Source organism: Vibrio owensii CAIM 1854 = LMG 25443 (assembly GCF_000817815.1).
Lineage (GTDB): Bacteria > Pseudomonadota > Gammaproteobacteria > Enterobacterales > Vibrionaceae > Vibrio > Vibrio owensii.
Genome location: NZ_JPRD01000056.1, coordinates 66673 through 84673, shown reverse-complemented (window position 1 = coordinate 84673; position 18001 = coordinate 66673). Strand labels below are relative to the sequence as shown.

General features: G+C 44.8%; 18 protein-coding genes, 1 pseudogene, 1 riboswitch and 1 other annotated feature. Of the genes and pseudogenes, 4 read left to right on the top strand and 15 right to left on the bottom strand.

The features are described from left to right. The 10 genes and pseudogenes from H735_RS30495 to tet(35) form a co-directional block, all read right to left on the bottom strand. Window positions 1-194 (bottom strand): annotated as a pseudogene (locus H735_RS30495) (IS110 family transposase); the annotation flags it as partial. 211 nt (window positions 195-405) lie between these two features. Next, window positions 406-1041 (bottom strand): bifunctional phosphoribosyl-AMP cyclohydrolase/phosphoribosyl-ATP diphosphatase HisIE, encoded by a 636-nt coding sequence (hisIE, locus tag H735_RS25420; RefSeq protein ID WP_020196969.1) that lies wholly within the window; start codon window positions 1039-1041, stop codon window positions 406-408. Continuing rightward, window positions 1038-1811 carry an imidazole glycerol phosphate synthase subunit HisF gene (gene hisF / locus H735_RS25415; protein WP_004749837.1) on the bottom strand — a complete coding sequence of 258 codons (774 nt, stop codon included), beginning with the start codon at window positions 1809-1811 and terminating at the stop codon, window positions 1038-1040. The genes hisIE and hisF overlap by 4 nt, the downstream gene beginning before the upstream one ends. After that, window positions 1793-2530, bottom strand: a complete 738-nt coding sequence (gene hisA, locus H735_RS25410) for a 1-(5-phosphoribosyl)-5-[(5-phosphoribosylamino)methylideneamino]imidazole-4-carboxamide isomerase (protein ID WP_020196970.1) — start codon at window positions 2528-2530, stop codon at window positions 1793-1795. Before hisA ends, hisF begins: the two co-directional genes overlap by 19 nt. 12 nt (window positions 2531-2542) lie before the next feature. Further along, complete coding sequence (gene hisH / locus H735_RS25405) at window positions 2543-3157, bottom strand: imidazole glycerol phosphate synthase subunit HisH (RefSeq protein WP_005389830.1); 615 nt, start codon at window positions 3155-3157, stop codon at window positions 2543-2545. A 26-nt stretch (window positions 3158-3183) separates the two neighbouring features. Continuing rightward, window positions 3184-4257: a bifunctional histidinol-phosphatase/imidazoleglycerol-phosphate dehydratase HisB gene (hisB, locus tag H735_RS25400; protein WP_020196971.1), complete on the bottom strand. Its 1074-nt coding sequence runs from the start codon at window positions 4255-4257 to the stop codon at window positions 3184-3186. A 71-nt stretch (window positions 4258-4328) separates the two neighbouring features. Continuing rightward, complete coding sequence (hisC, locus tag H735_RS25395) at window positions 4329-5369, bottom strand: histidinol-phosphate transaminase (RefSeq protein WP_020196972.1); 1041 nt, start codon at window positions 5367-5369, stop codon at window positions 4329-4331. Between the two features lie 12 nt (window positions 5370-5381). Beyond that, complete coding sequence (gene hisD, locus H735_RS25390) at window positions 5382-6674, bottom strand: histidinol dehydrogenase (RefSeq protein ID WP_020196973.1); 1293 nt, start codon at window positions 6672-6674, stop codon at window positions 5382-5384. A 5-nt stretch (window positions 6675-6679) separates the two neighbouring features. Then, window positions 6680-7576 (bottom strand): ATP phosphoribosyltransferase, encoded by an 897-nt coding sequence (hisG, locus tag H735_RS25385; RefSeq protein ID WP_020196974.1) that lies wholly within the window; start codon window positions 7574-7576, stop codon window positions 6680-6682. 53 nt (window positions 7577-7629) lie between these two features. Next, window positions 7630-7768: a sequence feature (His leader region), on the bottom strand. Window positions 7769-7948: 180 nt separating this feature from the next. After that, window positions 7949-9550: a tetracycline efflux Na+/H+ antiporter family transporter Tet(35) gene (gene tet(35) / locus H735_RS25380; protein WP_020196975.1), complete on the bottom strand. Its 1602-nt coding sequence runs from the start codon at window positions 9548-9550 to the stop codon at window positions 7949-7951. A gap of 109 nt (window positions 9551-9659) precedes the next feature. Further along, window positions 9660-9840: riboswitch (Lysine riboswitch) on the bottom strand. Between the two features lie 602 nt (window positions 9841-10442). Between tet(35) and H735_RS25375 the strand changes: the two genes are divergently transcribed. Then, on the top strand, window positions 10443-10850 hold the full coding sequence (locus tag H735_RS25375) for an H-NS family histone-like protein (protein ID WP_005437211.1): 408 nt from the start codon (window positions 10443-10445) through the stop codon (window positions 10848-10850). A gap of 135 nt (window positions 10851-10985) precedes the next feature. Here the strand turns inward: H735_RS25375 and H735_RS25370 are convergent, their stop codons facing one another. After that, entirely contained in the window at window positions 10986-12290 is a 1305-nt protein-coding gene (locus H735_RS25370) for an inosine/guanosine kinase (RefSeq protein WP_009705753.1), read from the bottom strand. Between the two features lie 116 nt (window positions 12291-12406). Beyond that, window positions 12407-12676, bottom strand: a complete 270-nt coding sequence (locus H735_RS25365) for a hypothetical protein (RefSeq protein ID WP_005437209.1) — start codon at window positions 12674-12676, stop codon at window positions 12407-12409. A gap of 190 nt (window positions 12677-12866) precedes the next feature. Between H735_RS25365 and mnmA the strand changes: the two genes are divergently transcribed. From mnmA to purB, 3 genes are all read left to right on the top strand, one after another. Then, the gene (gene mnmA, locus H735_RS25360) at window positions 12867-13991 is read left to right on the top strand and encodes a tRNA 2-thiouridine(34) synthase MnmA (protein ID WP_020196976.1); all 1125 of its coding nucleotides are present in this window, start codon (window positions 12867-12869) and stop codon (window positions 13989-13991) included. A 10-nt stretch (window positions 13992-14001) separates the two neighbouring features. Then, the gene (gene hflD / locus H735_RS25355) at window positions 14002-14619 is read left to right on the top strand and encodes a high frequency lysogenization protein HflD (protein WP_005437207.1); all 618 of its coding nucleotides are present in this window, start codon (window positions 14002-14004) and stop codon (window positions 14617-14619) included. A 153-nt stretch (window positions 14620-14772) separates the two neighbouring features. After that, the gene (purB, locus tag H735_RS25350; RefSeq protein WP_005378198.1) at window positions 14773-16143 is read left to right on the top strand and encodes an adenylosuccinate lyase; all 1371 of its coding nucleotides are present in this window, start codon (window positions 14773-14775) and stop codon (window positions 16141-16143) included. Window positions 16144-16397: 254 nt separating this feature from the next. Here the strand turns inward: purB and H735_RS25345 are convergent, their stop codons facing one another. The 3 genes from H735_RS25345 to H735_RS25335 are packed head-to-tail and all read right to left on the bottom strand — an operon-like array spanning window position 16398 to window position 17999. Further along, window positions 16398-16916, bottom strand: a complete 519-nt coding sequence (locus H735_RS25345) for a DUF3833 domain-containing protein (protein WP_027726775.1) — start codon at window positions 16914-16916, stop codon at window positions 16398-16400. A 17-nt stretch (window positions 16917-16933) separates the two neighbouring features. After that, window positions 16934-17527 (bottom strand): chalcone isomerase family protein, encoded by a 594-nt coding sequence (locus H735_RS25340; RefSeq protein WP_020196978.1) that lies wholly within the window; start codon window positions 17525-17527, stop codon window positions 16934-16936. Then, window positions 17487-17999: a DUF2878 domain-containing protein gene (locus H735_RS25335; RefSeq protein WP_020196979.1), complete on the bottom strand. Its 513-nt coding sequence runs from the start codon at window positions 17997-17999 to the stop codon at window positions 17487-17489. The genes H735_RS25340 and H735_RS25335 overlap by 41 nt, the downstream gene beginning before the upstream one ends. Window positions 18000-18001: the final 2 nt, after the last annotated feature.

Genomic DNA, 18001 nt, shown 5'->3' with positions numbered 1-18001 from the left:
TGGCAAAAACGTCCCCAATGGTGTGCAGAGCCACAAGCTTCCATTACTACATGAGAAGCGGGTTGTTTTTGTAACCATGACTTCAATTTTTGGTTAGTTAAGGCTTTTTCAGAGGTAACTTGATCTCTAACTAGTTTACAAATTTGAAATGAGTTTTTTGCTAAATCAATGGCGATAGTAGTAGACTTTTTCATGTATGGCTCCCGATTAAAATTTCTGTTTGCACTAAAATTTTAGCTCCTCCTTGGAGAGGGGAGTCCATACATCGAACAGCGAGGAACGAGCGTGATTCAGAGTCTAATCGCTACTAGCACTGTTGCCGGGTTTTCCCCCGAATCAAGAACACTAAAGTAAAAAAGCCCCTAGGCTCGAGAGCATAGGGGCTTTCATTTATCTATAGCAGGTTTATTTATGACGCTCTTTCAGTTTATTCACTACGTCATTCATCGATAAGCCTTGGTCTTGAAGCAATACCAGCAAGTGGTAAACCAAGTCTGCTGATTCACACACTAGCTCCGCCTTATCACCCGACGTCGCCGCAAGCGCGACTTCAACGCCTTCTTCGCCCACTTTTTGCGAAATACGCTTGGTGCCACGGGCATAAAGACTAGCAGTATAAGAGGAATCTGGGTCGGCACTCTTGCGGGCAGCCAGTAGCTGCTCAAGTTGATGAAGCCACACCATTTGTGACTCCTCTTGAGGGTCCACATCCCAGCAAGTTGTGTTACCCAAGTGACACGTAGGGCCAATGGGATTCACTTTCACCAGTAGCGTATCGTTGTCGCAATCGAGCTGCATGTTCACTAGTTGCAATACGTTGCCGGAGGTCTCACCTTTCGTCCAAAGACGTTGCTTGGTACGAGAGAAGAACGTCACTTGACCTGTTTCACCCGTTTTTGCCAACGCATCTTGGTTCATGTAACCCATCATCAGCACTTGGCTTGATTGGAAATCTTGTACGATGGCAGGTACCAGACCATCCACCTTTTCCCAGTTGATTCGCTCAGCTAGCGAACTTACTTCGGCGGCTTTCACACTCATAGTCGTACCTCAATGCCTTGTTGTTTCAAATACTGCTTTAGTTCACCAATATTGATGACTTGCTTGTGGAATACCGATGCGGCAAGCGCGCCATCCACATTTGCTTTTTGGTAGGCTTCTGCGAAGTGCTCCATGGCACCTGCACCACCCGATGCAATCAATGGCACATTACACACTTCACGCACCATATTAAGTTGTTCAATATCGTAGCCGTTACGCACGCCGTCTTGGTTCATCATGTTCAGTACGATTTCACCAGCGCCACGTTTTTGTACTTCTTGCACCCAATCACGCGTTTCCCATTGAGTTGCTTTGGTGCGTTCTTCATCACCAGTAAACTGGTAAACCTGATACTTGCCGGTCTCTTTGTCGTAGTAAGAATCAATGCCCACCACGATACATTGCACACCAAACTTATCAGCAAGGTCAGTAATCAATTGCGGGTTCGCCAAGGCAGGTGAGTTGATAGACACTTTATCTGCACCAAACTCAAGAATGCGCGCTGCATCTTCCGCTGATTTAATACCACCAGCCACACAGAAAGGAATATCAATAACTTCTGCAACGCGAGCGACCCAACTTTTATCGACGACACGACCATCACTTGAAGCGGTAATATCGTAGAACACAAGCTCGTCAGCGCCCTCTTCCGCATAACGCTGTGCCAGAGGAACGATGTCGCCAATGATTTCATGGTTACGGAACTGGACGCCCTTGACCACTTGTCCATCACGTACATCAAGACATGGAATTATTCGCTTTGCCAACATGCAAACGCCTCCTCTGCTGTGAACTTACCATCTAACAGCGCACGACCAACAATCACGCCAGCCACACCGCTGCCTTTTAGCGCTTCGATATCTGCTAATGAGCCAATGCCACCTGAAGATTGAAACTGCACTTGTGGGTACTGTTTGCATAGGTCAACGTAAAGCTCTACGTTTGAGCCTTCTAGCGTACCGTCACGAGAAATGTCCGTACAAAGCACGTGCTGCAAACCTACCGTTAGGTAATCGTTGATTAGAGCTTCGATGGTCACGCCTGAATCTTCTTGCCAACCAGAGATCGCCACTTTACGTGTGCCGTCTTGTTCGATGTTGATATCTAGCGCGAGAACGATTTTCTCTGCGCCGTATTTTTCCATCCAACCTTTCACAAGCTCTGGCTGTTTTACTGCTGTAGAACCAACAACAACACGCTGAGCACCGGCTTCTAACAGATCAATCACGTCTTGCTCTGTACGCACACCACCACCGATTTGGATGTTTGCTGGTGTACTTGCTAGTAGCTTTGCAATCAAATCAAGCTGGCGTGCTGTCGTGTCTTTCGCGCCAGTTAAATCCACCAAGTGCAACCAGTTAGCACCTGCTTGGTGGTACAAGTTGAACTGCTCTGCGGGGTCGACTTTGTACTCAGTTACTTGGCCGTAATCACCTTGATAAAGGCGAACCACCTGTCCTTCAATTAAATCAAGAGCTGGAATAATCACACTAAATCCCTTTTATAATTCTAAGAAGTTTTGAATAAGCTTCGCGCCCGCTTTTGAAGAACGCTCAGGGTGGAATTGCACACCGTAGTAGTTACCGCTTTGTACTGCAGCTGTGAACGGGTTGCCGTACTCGCATTCCGCAATCGTGTAGTCCCCAACTGGCATCGCAAAGCTGTGCACGAAGTAGAAATACTCTCCTTCTTCAATACCTTTGAAAAGTGGATTACCTGCTTTTGCAGAGACCGTGTTCCAACCCATATGCGGCAGTGGCAAATCTCCAGTTTGTAGTAGCTTCACTTCGCCATCACAAAGTCCAAGACACTCAACCAACTCGTCGGCTTTCTGTCCTTTCTCTTGAGACACTTTGCCCAGCAGTTGCATACCTAAACAGATACCTAACAGCGGCTTTTCTACCTGTTTTACCAAGCTGATAAGATCGCGCTCTTCTAGGTTTTTCATCGCTTCGCTGGCGGTTCCCACACCCGGTAGGAATAGCTTATCTGCCGACAATACGACTTGCGGATCTTTTGAAATAGTTACGTCATAGCCTAAGCGTTCAATAGCAAACTTCACCGAAGAGACGTTGGCACAGCCAGTATCGATAATGACAACTTTCTGTTCTGTCACTGTTTTTCTCCTTGCTAAGGTTAGCCTTAAAGCACGCCTTTACTACTTGGTAGCTCAGTGCCTTCTACTTTGATTGCTTGGCGCAGAGTACGGCCAAACGCTTTAAATAGACTTTCAATGATGTGATGATCATTGTTGCCCGCAGAAGAAAGGTGCAACGTACACGCTAATGTGTCAGTCAAAGAGCGGAAGAAGTGAACTACCATCTCTGTTGAAAGATCACCCACTTGCTCACGACTGAATTGCGCGTCGAACTTAAGGTAAGGACGACCAGATAGGTCTAGTGCGCATTGTGCCAAACACTCATCCATTGGAAGGCTAAAGCCAAAGCGACCAATACCACGCTTGTCACCCAGTGCTTCTTTTAACGCTTGACCCAATGCTAGAGCGGTATCTTCCACTGTGTGGTGATCATCAATGTGCAGGTCACCTTCCACTTTGCACACCATTTGGAATCCACCGTGCGTCGCGATTTGATCCAGCATGTGGTCAAAAAAGCCAAGACCTGTAGAAATATCGTTACCGCCTTGCTCGTCAAGATTAACGAATACTTTAATGTCTGTTTCTTTTGTGGTGCGAATAACTTCAGCAACACGCGCCTTCACCGTCAGATCTTTTAGGATCTGTTTCCAACCCATGGTTTCTGGGTTGTATTGAATGCCACGAATTGCCATGTTTTCTGCAAGTTGAAGATCGGTTTGACGATCGCCAATCACAACGGAGTTTTGAAAATCAACTTTGCCACCTTGAAGGTACTCTTTTACCAAGCCCAGTTTAGGCTTACGGCAAGAGCAGTTATCTTCATCGAAGTGAGGACAAATCAGCACGTCATCAAACTTCACACCTTGAGACTCAAAGATCTCCATCATCATGTTGTGTGGTGCATCAAAATCAGCTTGTGGGTAGCTGTCAGTACCCAAACCATCTTGGTTCGTGACCATCACTAGACGGTATCCTGCATCCTGCAACGACAACAGGCTTGGGATAACAAATGGCTCTAGCTTTAGTTTGTCTAAACGGTCTACTTGAAAATCAATCGGCGGCTCAACAATTAAGGTGCCATCACGATCAATAAAAAGGATTTTTTGTTGTTTGCTCACTCGGGAACTTCCTTATTGCTATTCTTTTGGCGCTCCCGCAATTGAGCGAGAGCGATTAATTTTGTCTCTACTTATGCGTAGTAGTTTCTAATAAATCCAAGCGTTTTTTCACACTCGTCGCGGTTACCAACACTGATACGTACACAGTTCTCAATTGGCGAGTTACGCAAAATAATGCCCGTATCCCAAGCCGCTTTGAAAAGATCATCGCCATCTGGGAATTTCACCAATAGGTAGTTCCCCCACCCTTCAAACACTTCCAAACTCGGAATCATTGAAAGGCCAACTTGCAAGTAAGCACGGTTTGCATTCAGATCAAGAACTTGGAACTTCGCTCGCGCTAAACCAGCTTCCGAAAGCGCCTGAGTCGCAATTTCTGCCACTGGAACCGGGACTGGATATGGTGCGATAACTTTAAGAAGTACATTAATCAGCTCTTCGTTCGCAAGCGTAAACCCACAACGCAGACCAGCAAGCGCGAAAGCTTTCGACAGAGTACGCAAAATCGCAAGATTCGGGTATTGCGCCAGTAGGTCTACCGTTGACGCTTCTGGACAAAAATCGATGTACGCTTCATCCATCACCACAATTGCACGGTCTTTTGTCATCTCAAGCAGAGACACAATGTCCTCACGCTTAACTAAGTTACCCGTTGGGTTGTTTGGCGAACATACAAAAACCAGTTTCACGTTATCCAGATTAGCTTCGATGCCTGCAAGGTCTAGTTGCCAATCTGACGTTAGCGGCACGGTTTTACGCTCTACACCGATGGTTTCGGCACTGATGGCATACATACCGTAAGTCGGTGGGCAGTAAAGAATCGCATCTTCACCCGGCTCACAGAAAGCACGAATCAATAGTTCAATACCTTCATCCGCTCCGCGAGATGTTAGTGTTTGCTCTGGTTTCACACCCGCATAGGCTGCGTAAGCAGAAATCAGTTCTTTAGGCTGACATTCGCTGTAACGATTAAGACGAGCGAAGTCTGTTTTGTATTCATTATTGAATGGCGATTCGTTGGCGTTTAGCCATACGTCACCGGTACCACCAATTCGACGAGCCGACATATAAGGGGTAAGTTGTTGGACTTGTTTGCGCGCTAGCTTTTCCATCTCAATATCCTCTTACTTAGCTGCCAGTTTTTCTACGCGAATGGTCACTGCACGTTTGTGCGCATCCAGACCTTCTGCTTCCGCCATGGTTACCACCGTTGGTGCAAGGTTCTTTAGACCATCAGCAGACAGTTCTTGAACCGTCATACGTTTCGAAAAGTCCGCTAAGCCTAAGCTTGAATACGTGCGTGTGTAACCGTAAGTAGGAAGAACGTGGTTGGTGCCCGATGCGTAATCACCTGCTGATTCAGGCGACCAATCACCAAGAAAGATAGAACCTGCGTTATCTAATAGAGGTAGAAGCTCGCGTGGGTTCTTAGTCTGAACAATTAAGTGCTCAGGACCGTAGTAATTCGAGATAGAAACCGATTGAGTAAGAGACTCAGCAATGATGATCAAGCTTGAAGCCAACGCTTGTTCTGCGATATCCGCACGAGATAGCTCCTTAAGCTGACGTTGAACCGCATCCGTCACTTGATCAGCAATAACAGGAGAAGGCGTCACAAGTACCACTTGAGAATCAGGACCGTGCTCTGCTTGGCTCAAAAGATCCGCAGCGATAAAGTCTGCATCTGCGGTTTCATCGGCAATCACAAGCACTTCAGATGGGCCTGCAGGCATATCAATCGCAGCACCGCGGAAATCATTGCTAACCTGACGTTTTGCTTCGGTCACATAAGCGTTACCTGGACCAAAGATCTTATCAACTTTAGATACAGTCTCTGTGCCGTAAGCCATTGCAGCGACCGCTTGACCACCGCCGACTTTGTACACTTCATCAATGCCGCACAGTTTTGCTACGTACAGAATCTCGTCAGCGATTGGCGGTGGAGAACAAAGCACCACTTTACGACAACCTGCAATTTTTGCAGGAACGCCTAGCATTAGAACAGTCGAAGGCAATGGCGCACTACCGCCAGGAATGTACAAACCCACTTTTTGAATTGGGCGCGTTACCTGCTCACAAAGAACGCCCGGCTGAGTTTCTACTTTAATTGGTTGTGGCTTTTGTGCTTTGTGAAACTTCGAGATGTTTGCATAAGCTTGCTCAAGCGCACCTTTCATCTTCTCAGAAAGGCGAGCAGATGCTTCATCGATTTCTTGCGCTGATACACGAATGGATTCCGGCTTCACACGGTCAAACTTCTCAGTCAGCTCCAATAATGCAGCATCACCCTCTTTACGAACTTTTGTGATTACTTCAGAAACTGCAGCAGTGATGTTTGCGCCTTCTGCGATTGCTGGACGTTCTAGAATCGAGTCTTGTTGAGTTTCACTCAGCGATTGCCATACAACTGTTCTCATTGCGATTACTCCATCATTTTTTCAATTGGTAGTACCAGAATTGAGCTCGCACCCAGTTCCTTTAGCTGTTCCATGGTTTCCCAGAACAGGTTTTCAGTACTTACCAAATGAACCGCAACTTTTTGCTTGTCAGCAGATAGAGGTAATACCGTTGGGTCTTCTGCGCCAGGAAGCAATGCTTTGATTTGGTCTAGCTTCTCAGCTGGTGCATGTAGCATGATGTACTTAGACTCTTTCGCTTGTTGTACGCCTTGCATACGAGTCAGAAGTTTTTCGATTAGCGCGACTTTATCTGCATCAAATTCGCCGGTGCGTTGAATCAGTGTCGCTTTTGATTTGAAGATGATTTCTGCTTCTTTAAGGCCGTTCGCTTCCAACGTCGCACCAGTAGAGACTAAGTCAGCGATCGCATCAGCAAGACCAGCGCGAGGTGCTACTTCTACAGAGCCTGTCAGCATACATGTTGAGAAAGGAACGCCAGCTTCATCCATGTAAGCTTTTAGCAGTTGCGGGTATGTGGTTGCGATACGTTTGCCCGCTAGATCTTGAGGACCGTTGTACTCTTCGTCTTTATTGATTGCGATAGACAAACGGCAGCCACCGAAATCTAGACGACGAAGTGGAACAAATTCACATGGCTCGCCAAGCGCCTTACGATCAAGACGAACTTCTTCAAGTTCGTTTTCACCAATAAAGCCAAGGTCAACAACACCATCCATAATTAGACCAGGAATATCGTCGTCACGAACCAAAAGTAAATCAATTGGCATATTTTCAGAATGAACAACTAAGCGCTCACCCATCACGTTGAATTTCACGCCGCATTTTTTAAGTAGAGCTTGGCTCTCTTTGCTAAGACGACCTTTTTTCTGAATTGCAATTCTTAAGCGTTGTGTTTGCATTGCTTTATCCCTGTGCCAGATTCGGTAATTTAAATATTTTATAAACCAGTAAAACTAAAAAACCCTCGAGAGATTTTGGTCTCCCGAGGGTTTGAAATCTGTTTTCACTTTGATTTTCACCTCCGGGAGATTCCTATCTCCCGGGTATGCGTACATCTCCCGAAAGACTAAATTGGGTGATGATGGTGATGAATGTTCATTACAAAATTACGCATACTTATTTCAAGGCTCTTCTCATTTGCTTTGTTAGTAACCACACTAACTAAGCTGATTACTTTTTTCAACCCTTAATTTTAAAAAAAATCGAATTGTATAATACAAATAAAAAAGGAGGCCGAAGCCTCCTATAATTTTACTTTTTAATTCAGTGAATTACGCACTCTGGCAAGATGCCATTTTTGACTTTGAAAACCATGACAAAATCGCGCAAACGATAACGAATGTAATCGACGCTGCGATGAAAGAGAACGCAATTGAAGCTGTCATACCAAGAGCAATAAAGCCCACGCATGAAACAAGCGCGACTGATAATGCATAAGGTAACTGTGTTGATACGTGATCGATATGGTTACAACGTGCACCTGTTGACGACAGAATCGTTGTATCTGAAATTGGTGAACAGTGGTCACCAAATACTGCACCAGCTAGAACCGCACTTAGCATTGGTAGCATTAGTGCCACGTCTGTTGCGCCAGCCATGTCACCCGCGATTGGAAGCATGATACCGAACGTACCCCATGACGTACCTGTTGAGAACGCCATTAGGCCAGATAGCAAGAATAGGATAACTGGTAGCCAGTGTGGATTAATGTTGCCTTGTGCCATTGTAGATAGGTAAGAACCTGTCTTCATGTCACCGATAACAGAACCGATAGTCCAAGCAAACACAAGGATTAGGATTGCACCAAACATTGATTTAGCACCAATCCAAAGCGTACGAGCAATCTCTACCATTGGTATGCCCTGCTTAATTACAGTGAACAATGCCACTGCAAGACCAAGCAAACTACCGTAAATAAGAGAAGTACCAACATCTGTGTTCTCAAACGCACCTAGAAGCGCAAATTCTTTACCATCTGCCGCTAGTGCTTGACCACCGGTGTAAAGCATCGAAGCGATCGTAGCAATGATAAGCGTAACAATTGGAAGTACTAGGTCAGAAACCTTGCCCTTCTCGCTTTCGCGAATATCTAGCTCTTCGTTAAGCTCATGCGCTTCTTGAGTATCGTTTTCTTTATCTTTGTCGAAACCGCGACCTTGAGAAGCTGCGATTTCGTGCTCACGCATCTTACCAATGTCTAGACCAAACCACGCCACAGCAAATACCATTAGTAGAGCAAATACCGCGTAGAAGTTCATAGGAATAAGACGAACGTAAGCACCAAGAGCAGAATACTCAGTGATACCGTGTGACACCAAGATACCGCCGATAATAGTAATGATGTAAGCACCCCAGCTAGAAGCAGGCATGATCACACACATTGGCGCAGCAGTTGAGTCAAGGATGTACGCAAGTTTAGCGCGAGACACATAGAAGCGGTCTGTCACTGGGCGAGAGATCGCACCAACAGCAAGACTGTTAAAGTAATCGTCGACAAAAATGAACACGCCAAGGAAGGCTGCAAGAAGTTTAGAGCCGCGTTTACTTTTCACTCGTGTTTGCGCCCACTCAGCGAAAGCTCGAGTACCACCAGAAAGTGTTAACAGCGCAGTGGTCATTCCCAATAGGATAAGGAAGCCAACAATACTCATGTTCCAAGTATTGATACCACCGTCTTCAATAAAGACAGAAGAAACTTGAGAACTTACATAACCTATCGTGTTACCGATAGACCAATCGTTAAGTAAAACCGCACCAAGTACGATACCTACACCAAGAGAAACTAAAACACGTCGAGTTAGAATCGCCAGCGTCAGCGCGACAATAGGCGGTAATAACGAAACAGGAGAATGTGCAAAATCTATTAAATTCATGATCTTCAAAAACCAAAGTTTGGCTAGAGATCTACTGCAGACAAGTCACGTAGCATACGATACGTGCTCATGTTGAACTTAGCGACAGGGAAGCGAACACTTCACCCACCCCTACAGTAGCGCTCCATAGTTTAATGTAAATATACTATGGCAGTGTTGTTCCTTTCAGAGACAACCCCAGCAAGTGGTTTCAATAGGCCACTTACTTCGGCAATCTTCGCCTTCCACTATTATTCATTGGCATCACCCCAATAATAGCTACTCTTCGAGACTGCACCTCTACGGCAATAACAAACTTTCAACTGCTAATTGTACAAATTAGCAACAAATTGTCTGCAATATTGCATCAGGTGACAGTCATTGTCACCTATGAAGCCTCCCAATGCAACACATCAAACTAAATTAAATGAATAAATAATCGATCTTTTGATTTATAAATGAAATGTGATCCAATCATACATTGTGCAACTGCAATCGCTTCAACCTTGATGTTTATGAAACTTTATTACTACTATTAAATTCGCCATAGTTTTACGTGCAACAATAAATGAAAGAAATATGACGATACGAACATTCGATAGCTCGTCCTTTTCTGTCAGAAAAATGGAAATTTAATTCAAGCTATAAATAAACATGATGGTGCTCGAGAAAAAGACAGTATCTATAAAGTAAAAAGTGTTAGAAATGGCTAATTAGATTTCAATTTGATTAATTAATATTGTTGATTACCGAAAAAACTAAAGAAATTTAATCTTAATCATGAATTAGCATTTGCACATATGAGAAAGATAAAGTTAAATATAAGGACTCTATGTTTTAATTCTAGTTTCGCATTTAATTTATCGTCTCGATAAGCAATGTCGAACCTTTTAACCTATTAATAGGAATCGTTATGTCAGAGCTGACTAAAACACTTCTAAATATCCGTAGCCTTCGTGCATTTTCTCGTGAGCTGACTCTAGAACAGTTAGAAGAAGCTCTAGATAAACTAACTATCGTTGTTGAAGAGCGTAAAGAAGCAGAAGAAGCAGACCGCGCAGCACAAGCTGAGCAAGAAGCAAAACTAGCTGCTATCGCTGAGCAAATCGCTCAAGACGGTATCGACGTTGAAGCACTAATTAGCGCACTTGCTGGTGAAACAAAAACTAAAGCAAAATCTAAACGCGCTCCTCGCCCTGCTAAATACAAATACACTGACGTTAGCGGCGAAGAAAAAACTTGGACAGGTCAAGGTCGTACACCTTCTGCAATCCAAGAGCAACTTGATGCAGGTAAATCTCTAGACGATTTCCTAATCTAATAAAAGATTTATGAATTTTAAAAAGGTTCCCAATGGGAACCTTTTTATTTATCTATAAATAGATACAAAAATGGCGCATTCGAAATGCGCCATTTTTTCACTTATGTGCAAAGTTGGGTAATTCAACAGAATGAATTAACGTTCCCAGTATGCCTCTTCCAAGCTATCTTCACGCTCAGGAAGACCACGTGAAAGACGTGGAGAATGCTGCACTAACACTTCGTAACTTGCTCGATTCGCGTATTTACAAACTTGAGAGAACGAAGAATAAGTTAAATACTCATTACTGTGCTTACTTGAGTTAGGCACATTTTCTTTGTGGTATTTATTTGCTGCCATATCGTGAAGAACCGCAGACAATGCCGCATCACCTGCGCCATTGGTGTTCTTAATTTTTTCAGGGCCACCCATGTATGGAGAGATATGTGAATATACTTTAATTGCATTTTCACACGAGTCTTTCTTAGCAGGACGGCTAAATTCGAAACGGTTAAATTCAGCAATAGAACCAGGAAGCAGTGGCAATGAAGTTTCACGCTTAGCGCTTTCTTCAGTGTAACCCGCCATAAACAGACCTACAGGACCAGCAGTACAAAGAACCAGGTCAGCCCACTCAAGCGTCTTATCTGAAGCAGCTAGAGGATCAGACTCACCCGTTAATGCTTCTGCTTCGTCTTCGTTCATTGCAACAACAGAAACATTGTCACGAATGAATTCTTGCCAGAATGTTGGATCATCTTGAATAACGAATTTAGTACCTAGCGTTAATACCACTGGTACATCATGTTTCTTCGCGTATTCAATAGCACGCATCGTTGCTTCCGGCATTGGGTCGCCTTCTTTACAACGAACAAGGTATGCAGTAAGAACTAGAGCAGATGCGCTCTTGAAGATCTTCTCAGGGATATTGTCTGGGTGAAGTTGGTTCATTTGACCTTCGCTGATTGCGAAAGTACGTTCACCGTCTTCGGTAATCAGAGCAAAACAACGACCGATTGCACCATCAACGCCTTGTAGGTAGTTCAGGTCCATACGGCTAGATGTGTTACATAGGTAGCGGTAACCGTAGCTGCCGATTTTGATATCTTGGCTCATTACGCCCAGAAGTGTTGAACGGTCATCGGCCAGCACTGAGTAGTTGTGCAGCGTATTACCGATCGTACCACCTGCATACTCATTGGTAATAAGGCACTCTGCTTTTAGCTGTTGGTACAAAGCTTCTGCTGTAGCGTCATCAATAACCAACGAGTGTCCTTTACTCAAACCGTACTTTTCAATCACATCCGTTGTCACTTTCGCTTCAATATCAACCAGCGTTTGATCAATGCCGATGATGTGAGTGCGCGTCATCTTTTTGCTTTCTTGTGCTTGGCTCACCAATGGGTCACGAGCATGAACAGGAAAATAGTGCTTGGATTTGCGTTGTCCAGGAAATTTCATATTGTTAGTCTGAGTAAGGGATGAAAAGGAGAACGGATTCTATACCGCCGTTATTAAAGCAGCAATAAAGGCAATTATAGCAAACGTTTGCAGTCTGCTTTTTTCTTTCAATCGGCCTATTCGCCTTCCATGAAACCCAAATCTGGTAATTGATCAAGGTGCTCGCTGTAGCGTTTCAGATTGAATTCACCTTCGTTTTTCATCACGTCGAAAATCTCAATCGACATTGCGCATGCCATCATCGCAACCGCATCTTCACGTGGTGTACCTGTCATCATTAAACGCATCAAGGTTTCTTTTACTTTGAGCGGATTGCCATCTTCTAGCTGATTTTCAACAATTTCAATCAACTCACTTTCTTGCATAAATTGGTTTTCTTCAGTCATTTGCTTTTTCCTCTTGGATTTTTGCCAACTATGCCATATATAACCCTTCTATACTTATCGAATTTAACCCTCACCTTCGCATTTGGATAAATTTAAGCCAAAATCGAAGTGTGATTTCGATCTCGGATCTGTCACCGGTCAGTGGATTCTGGTAGAATCTGCGTCCCGTTAATTTTAGTGGTGTTTAGTAATGTCTGATAACAGCCAAAAGAAAGTCATCGTCGGTATGTCCGGCGGCGTTGATTCATCTGTTTCTGCGTATCTTCTAAAGCAACAAGGCTACCAAGTAGAAGGCCTGTTCATGAAGAACTGGGAAGAAGATGACAACGAAGAGTATTGTACAGCAGCAGAAGATCTTGCTGATGCTCAGGCAGTATGTGACAAGCTGGGCATTCATCTACACACCATCAACTTTGCTGCTGAATACTGGGATAACGTATTTGAGTACTTCCTTGCAGAATACAAAGCAGGTCGTACACCAAACCCAGACATTCTTTGTAACAAAGAAATCAAGTTCAAAGCATTCCTAGAGTTCGCTGATGAAGTGCTTGATGCGGATTACATTGCAATGGGTCACTATGTGCGTCGTTCTTTCCCTGAAAACGGTGAAAAACCACAAATGCTATGTGGTCTAGATGGCAACAAAGATCAAAGCTACTTCCTGTACACATTAAGCAACGAGCAAATCGCACGTAGCCTATTCCCTGTTGGTGACCTAGAGAAGCCAGAAGTACGCCGCATTGCGGAAGAGCAAGATCTAATTACGGCGAAGAAGAAAGACTCTACGGGTATTTGTTTCATAGGTGAACGCAAGTTTACAGAATTCCTAGGTCGCTACCTTCCAGCTCAACCAGGCAACATCGAAACACCTGAAGGCGAAGTGATTGGTCAACATCAAGGCCTGATGTACCACACGCTTGGTCAGCGTAAAGGTCTACACATCGGTGGCCGTAAAGGCGGCGGTGGTAACGAAGACCCATGGTTCGTTGGTGAGAAAGATCTAGAGCGTAACGTTTTGATTGCCGTTCAAGGTAAAGACCATCCAATGTTGAAATCAGAAGGTCTACTTGCATCACAACTTCACTGGGTAGATCGTGAGCCAATTCGCGATGTTATGAAGTGCACAGTGAAAACTCGTTACCGTCAGGAAGATATTCCTTGTACAATCATCCCTATCGATGATGAAAACATTAAAGTGATCTTTGACGAGCCACAAATTGCTGTAACTCCAGGTCAATCAGCTGTGTTCTACAAAGATGACGTGTGCCTAGGTGGCGGCATCATCGAGCAACGCATTAAATATTCTCAAGCTTAGGAGTCGTTACGTGGCGAATACACTTTATGACCGTACTATCGCTTTTGCAGGTATCTGCCAAGCTGTTGCTTTAGTTCAACAGGTAGCGAGAAACGGACATTGTGATCAAGATGCCTTTGAAACGTCAATTAACGCCATTTTGAATACTAGCCCAGCGAACACCATTGGTGTTTTCGGTCGCGAAGCCGACCTTAAGCTGGGTCTTGAATGCTTGGTGAAAGGGATTGATAGCACCCCATCGGGAAGTGAAGTCACTCGCTACATCATCAGCCTAATGGCATTAGAGCGCAAGCTATCGGGTCGTAACGATGCAATGTCACAACTTGGTGACCGCATTCAAATGGCTCAGCGTCAAACGGAACATTTTGAATTGCTAGATGATCAAATGATCAGCAACCTAGCAAGCATTTACTTGGATGTAGTCAGCCCTATTGGTCCTCGTATTCAAGTAACTGGTACTCCATCGGTACTGCAACAAACCTCTAACCAGCACAAAGTTCGTGCGCTGTTGTTATCGGGTATTCGTAGCGCAGTACTCTGGCGTCAAGTTGGCGGCAAGCGTCGCCACCTGATTTTCGGACGCAAAAAGATGGTAGAGCAAGCACAAATCCTTCTTGCTCGAATGTAATAAGGTATCAAGTAAGCAGCTCGCGTTTATCGCGAGCTCATTTTTTTCGACCAAAACAAATCTCGCGCAAACGTTTGCGCAATATTCGTGACAATTGCCACAGTTATTGGTATAAAGCTCACGAAATTTAGAAACCCAATTCAGGAGAACATCATGGAACTGTCAGCATTGACTGCTGTTTCACCAGTAGACGGCCGTTACGGAAGCAAGACAATTGCGTTACGCGAAATTTTCAGTGAATACGGTCTACTAAAATACCGTACTATCGTTGAAATCCGCTGGCTACAAAAGCTTGCTGCTACTGCTGAAATTGCAGAAGTGCCAGCGTTTAGCGCAGAAGCAAACCAATTCCTAGACGACCTTGCTGCAAACTTCTCTGAAGAAGATGCACGCCGTATCAAAGAGATCGAGCGTACAACTAACCACGACGTAAAAGCGGTTGAGTACTTCCTAAAAGAGAAAGTAGCAGACGTTCCTGAACTGCACGCAGTAAACGAGTTCTTCCACTTCGCATGTACTTCTGAAGACATCAACAACACATCACACGCTCTAATGCTTAAAGAAGCGCGTGAGAACGTGATTCTTCCAGAAATCCGTAACCTAATCGACGCTATCAAAGCGCTAGCAGTGGAATACCGCGACATTCCTCTTCTATCTCGTACACACGGTCAGCCTGCTTCTCCATCTACTATGGGTAAAGAAATGGCAAACGTGGCGTACCGTATGGAGCGTCAATTCAAGCAAATCGAAAACGTTGAGATCCTAGCGAAAATCAACGGTGCAGTAGGTAACTACAACGCACACCTTTCTGCTTACCCAGAGCTAGATTGGCACAAGTTCTCTGAAGAGTTCATCACTGAGTCTCTAGGCGTAACTTGGAACCCTTACACAACTCAAATCGAACCACACGATTACATCGCTGAGCTGTTCGACGCTATCGCTCGTTTCAACACTATCCTGATTGACTTCGACCGTGACGTTTGGGGTTACATTGCACTAGGCCACTTCAAGCAAAAAACTATTGCTGGTGAGATCGGTTCTTCAACAATGCCTCACAAAGTTAACCCAATCGACTTTGAAAACTCAGAAGGTAACCTAGGTCTTGCGAACGCTGTATTCGGCCACCTAGCACAGAAACTGCCTATCTCTCGTTGGCAGCGTGACCTAACTGACTCAACAGTTCTACGTAACCTTGGTGTTGGTGTTGGCTACGCAATCATCGCTTACACTTCTACGCTTAAAGGCATCAGCAAGCTAGAAGTAAACCGTGAAGCGCTTCTTGCTGAACTAGACAAGAACTGGGAAGTACTAGCAGAGCCAGTACAAACAGTAATGCGTCGTTACGGCATCGAGAAGCCATACGAGAAGCTAAAAGAGCTAACTCGTGGTAAGCGTGTAGACGGCGAAGCAATGCGTAACTTCATCGACGGCCTTGAGCTTCCTGAGCACGAGAAAGCGCGTCTGAAAGAGATGACGCCAGCGAACTACATCGGTCAAGCAATCGAACTGACAGATAAGCTGTAAGAGAATCGAGAATCGAGAATCGAGAATCGGATAATTTTGAGGGTTGACGTGAAAGCGTCAACCCTTTCTTTTTATGGGAACGGGCTTTGCCCTATGGAACACTAAGATTCGGGATAAAAGATAAAGCTCGGTTATATCCATTCAAGAGACAACCACAGCCAACACATCCCAAATTTAACTTCCCTTCACTGAAATACTAGCGCCCCACTCTCGACTCCTAGAGCCAAGCGCTCCCAAATCTCGATTCTTTATTTCTATTGCCTTTGGAAGAAAAGGGTAATCGTCCCTACTTCAACGCCAAACTTCTTAATCTTGGTGAGGTTAAACACATGCATGTCATCTTGGCGGTAAAGCCAGTCATCGAACGATACCGTGATGGTTGAGTCATCCATCTTTAACTCGAAGTCGTATTGCCATTGCAGCGCATTACCCGTCTCTTTACCGGTCGCAACACCGATGATGTCATCCGCTTTACCTTGATAAGTACCGTCTTCGAGTCTGGTAATGACCCATATACGCTGGTCTAGCTCGCCATCATCAAATACAAAGTCTTCCACCAGCGTCAGTTCATTGCCTTCAACCGTGCCAACGATATCGACTTCAAATCGACGAGTTTGTTTCTCGGTGTAGTCCTGCACCATTCCCCATGCCTTGACGTCACCTTCGAAATAGCCAAACAGGTCAAAGGCTGGCGATGACGCTTGGTAATTATCAATGTCAGCAGAGCACGCGCTGAGCAACGTTACCGCCGCAATCAGGGGCGCTTTGAGCATTCGTTTTAGCAATTTCACTACCTTACCTGCCCTATCAGTTGTTTACGAAGTTTGGGAAATTCTGTTTGTGGCGACAGCCAAATAGAAAGGAATGCATCATTGAGGCGCTCATCCTTAACGTAGCCAACGGTTTGGTAAGGCTTGCTGCCTGCTTGGCGGTAAATAAGCTGGCCGTTTTTACCATCGGTGAGGTAAGTAAGCTCGTCGCCTTTCTTGATGTCCGGGAACATGGTGTTCAATTCGGAAATCCACTGCTGACGATAGGCCTGAGTAAATCCCAGTTTCTGCCATTGTTCATCAGTAACATCCAAGAGCTGTTCCTTGCTTATATCGCGCTGGTAGTTAATCTCCAACGCAAAAGGATGTGGTGAAACGTCACCAGACACCTGATACTGCCCGTCGGGCGTTTTTAAACGAGACTTGTAAATATCAAAAATAAACCAAGTAAGTTGAGCTTCACCCACGGTCTGCCATTGTTGCCAACTGCTCGTGTCTGTTGTAATACTAGAGCCCGCGACATTCTGAGCTTGCAAAGGCACCGCACAGAACAAGGAGGCGGCCATTACACTGCTAGTCAGCTTCCGTTTCCAATTTCTCTTCAAGCTTTTCATTTCCGTACACCTTGAGTATCAACAGCATCATTGCGCACCATTCGACGAATAAGATCATGAGAGTAGTGCCAACGCTAAATCCAAATTCAACGGCTTGGAGTTTATAGCCAGCAAAGTAGCTCGCTGTTCCTCCGAGTCCGCCTACTATTGATACGTAGGTTTTTGGGAAACGGTACAAAATTGACTTAAGTTGATAGGCATACCAAGAAAACAAAACCCACAAGCATAATAACCAGACAGGCAGCCATGGGGTTGGAAAGACAAAGACAGAGAGTTGTTGATTAAGCGTATCAAGCACGAGCCCGATCGTAACGATTACACCAATACTTTTGAGCGAAAATGCGTCGGTTTTTAGACAATATAGTAGGGTTGCCAAAGTAAGGAATAACGTCACCCATTGCCATTGATAGGTTCCAAGCACTGCAGCAAACCAGCAGAGTTGGAACCATGTCGAAGCAAGAAATACCTTCATAA

Excerpts from the sequence above, each read along its gene's own strand:
- hisIE (WP_020196969.1), bottom strand. The coding sequence starts at position 1,041 with ATGAGTGTGAAAGCCGCCGAAGTAAGTTCGCTAGCTGAGCGAATCAAC.
- hisF (WP_004749837.1), bottom strand. The coding sequence starts at position 1,811 with ATGTTGGCAAAGCGAATAATTCCATGTCTTGATGTACGTGATGGACAA.
- hisC (WP_020196972.1), bottom strand. The coding sequence starts at position 5,369 with ATGGAAAAGCTAGCGCGCAAACAAGTCCAACAACTTACCCCTTATATG.
- hisD (WP_020196973.1), bottom strand. The coding sequence starts at position 6,674 with ATGAGAACAGTTGTATGGCAATCGCTGAGTGAAACTCAACAAGACTCG.
- hisG (WP_020196974.1), bottom strand. The coding sequence starts at position 7,576 with ATGCAAACACAACGCTTAAGAATTGCAATTCAGAAAAAAGGTCGTCTT.
- H735_RS25375 (WP_005437211.1), top strand. The coding sequence starts at position 10,443 with ATGTCAGAGCTGACTAAAACACTTCTAAATATCCGTAGCCTTCGTGCA.
- H735_RS25370 (WP_009705753.1), bottom strand. The coding sequence starts at position 12,290 with ATGAAATTTCCTGGACAACGCAAATCCAAGCACTATTTTCCTGTTCAT.
- H735_RS25365 (WP_005437209.1), bottom strand. The coding sequence starts at position 12,676 with ATGACTGAAGAAAACCAATTTATGCAAGAAAGTGAGTTGATTGAAATT.
- mnmA (WP_020196976.1), top strand. The coding sequence starts at position 12,867 with ATGTCTGATAACAGCCAAAAGAAAGTCATCGTCGGTATGTCCGGCGGC.
- purB (WP_005378198.1), top strand. The coding sequence starts at position 14,773 with ATGGAACTGTCAGCATTGACTGCTGTTTCACCAGTAGACGGCCGTTAC.
- H735_RS25345 (WP_027726775.1), bottom strand. The coding sequence starts at position 16,916 with ATGCTCAAAGCGCCCCTGATTGCGGCGGTAACGTTGCTCAGCGCGTGC.
- H735_RS25340 (WP_020196978.1), bottom strand. The coding sequence starts at position 17,527 with ATGAAAAGCTTGAAGAGAAATTGGAAACGGAAGCTGACTAGCAGTGTA.
- H735_RS25335 (WP_020196979.1), bottom strand. The coding sequence starts at position 17,999 with ATGAAGGTATTTCTTGCTTCGACATGGTTCCAACTCTGCTGGTTTGCT.